This window comes from Polaromonas sp. P1_G4, assembly GCF_056405475.1.
On the sequence record NZ_JBFUCA010000732.1, the window covers coordinates 1 to 1,632 of the forward strand.

3 protein-coding genes are annotated in these 1,632 nt (G+C 63.0%); 2 read left to right on the forward strand and 1 reads right to left on the reverse strand.

Going from position 1 to position 1,632, the window contains the following annotated elements; all coding sequences use genetic code 11:
- The coding region (locus AC1D1X_RS22775; protein WP_477699273.1) for a hypothetical protein at nucleotides 1-257 on the forward strand (257 nt) is incomplete at its 5' end.
- Nucleotides 258-417: 160 nt separating this feature from the next.
- On the opposite strand, the gene AC1D1X_RS22780 is transcribed toward AC1D1X_RS22775, so the two are convergent.
- Nucleotides 418-867 (reverse strand): hypothetical protein, encoded by a 450-nt coding sequence (locus AC1D1X_RS22780; protein ID WP_477670251.1) that lies wholly within the window; start codon nucleotides 865-867, stop codon nucleotides 418-420.
- 183 nt (nucleotides 868-1,050) lie between these two features.
- Here AC1D1X_RS22780 and AC1D1X_RS22785 point away from each other — a divergent pair.
- A partial coding sequence (locus AC1D1X_RS22785; RefSeq protein WP_477699274.1) for a phosphate/phosphite/phosphonate ABC transporter substrate-binding protein occupies nucleotides 1,051-1,632 on the forward strand: 582 nt, incomplete at its 3' end.

Genomic DNA, 1,632 nt, shown 5'->3' on the forward strand with positions numbered 1-1,632 from the left:
CCCCCGAGCCCAAGGCACGCGTGCCGCTGGTGCAGTTGGTGTCCGAGGTGGTGAAGGAGCGCAGCCAGCCGGTGCTTGCCCCGGCGCCTGTGCCCGACCGCCAGAGCGCCCGGTCTATCGATACCGAGGAAGAGGTCTATCCTGAATCAGGTTTTATCGAGTCGACATTCGGTGCCATTTTCGGCGAGGGCGAGTCGCCGCGAGAGCGCCGCCAGCGCGACCCGAACGCGCCGCGCTATGTGAAGGGCCTGCGATAACTTGTAGCCCCCTGTCTCGGCTCACTGCGTGTAGCCGGAACCCCCCTCAGGGTGGCAACACCTGCAGCCCGGCAAAGCCGGTTCTGCGGTGTTATTGCCCCGAACGCGCCGCGCTTCGTGAAGAGCTTGCGCTGAACGCTGCGGGGGTTTTCCCGCTTAATTACTTTGCCGGCGCGGCATGCGGCGCTGCGGCTTCCCGAACGCGGTTCAGGCTGTGCGCCAGCATGTTGCGGGTGCGAATGCGGATGTTGGCGCTGGCATCTTCAGCAAACGCGGCCACATAAGGGTGGCCTGCGTTGTCCGCCAGGATGCTGCGCCGCACCTGATCCAGGCCGGCATCGCAGGCCGCCAGTGCGGCATCGGCGAGCACAAACACGGACTGCTCCGGGTTGTCTTTCAGCGACTGCAAGGCGCTCTGGGCACAGCGCTGGTAGTCGTTGATGGCCGTGGCCACCGGGGCGCGGGCAATCGACAGCGGGTCCTGGCTGGCGCGCGGCGCCGGGCTACAGGCAGACAGGGCAGTCAGCAGCATGGCGATCAGGAAGGTGGGCAGACTCTTCATGATTTCGGTCGGGCGGCGGTGGTCTGCGGCATCTTCCGATTGTGTCATCGGGGTGCAAATGCAAGCGGGCGCCCACCATGTCATGAGGGTGGTGGAAAAAGTTGACAGGGGTAAATTGCGCTAGCCAGCGCCGGACACACGCAGTAGCATGCGTGAGCTTTATATAAGGAGAGGCTTATGCTGAGGAGATGGATGTTAGGGACCCTGGTGTTGGGGTTCAGCCAGTTTTGTATGGGCACTGCCAATGCCCAGGCGCAGGCCCAGCAACTGATACTGGGCATCAGCGAAGGCACTTCGGGTGGCCTCGACCACGCCCAGGTGATTGCCAAATACCAGGGGCTGGCCGAGGTGATCGGCAAAGCCATGAAGGCCAAGGTCAGCGTGGTGTTTGCGCGCGAATTCAAGCAGCTGGAAGAAGGCATGCAGACCGGCCGCTTCGACCYGGTGATGGCACGCCCGAGCGACTACCCGGCGCGCGGCATGCGCGACTACGGCTACAGCTATATCGCCAGCACCAAGCCCGACGGGCAGTGCTTCATCATTGCGCCCAAGGGTTCGGCCCTCAAGACCATCGACGACGTCAAGGGCAAGCGGATTGCCTTGCCCGAGCAGATTGCCTATATGTCCCGCTTCTGTGCCGCAGAGCTCAGGGACAAAGGCATCCTGGTCGACAAGGAAAACGTGCAGTTCGTGCGCGAACAAGCTGCCGTCGGGTTCTACCTGGACAACAAGTTTGCCGATGTGGGCGGTGTCGCTTCCTACTCGGGCATCGGCAAAAAATGGGAAAAAGACGGCGGCCGCATCCTGCACAAG

Bases quoted from the DNA above. Each gene is read 5' to 3' on its own strand.
- AC1D1X_RS22780 (WP_477670251.1), bottom strand. From the start codon at position 867: ATGACACAATCGGAAGATGCCGCAGACCACCGCCGCCCGACCGAAATC.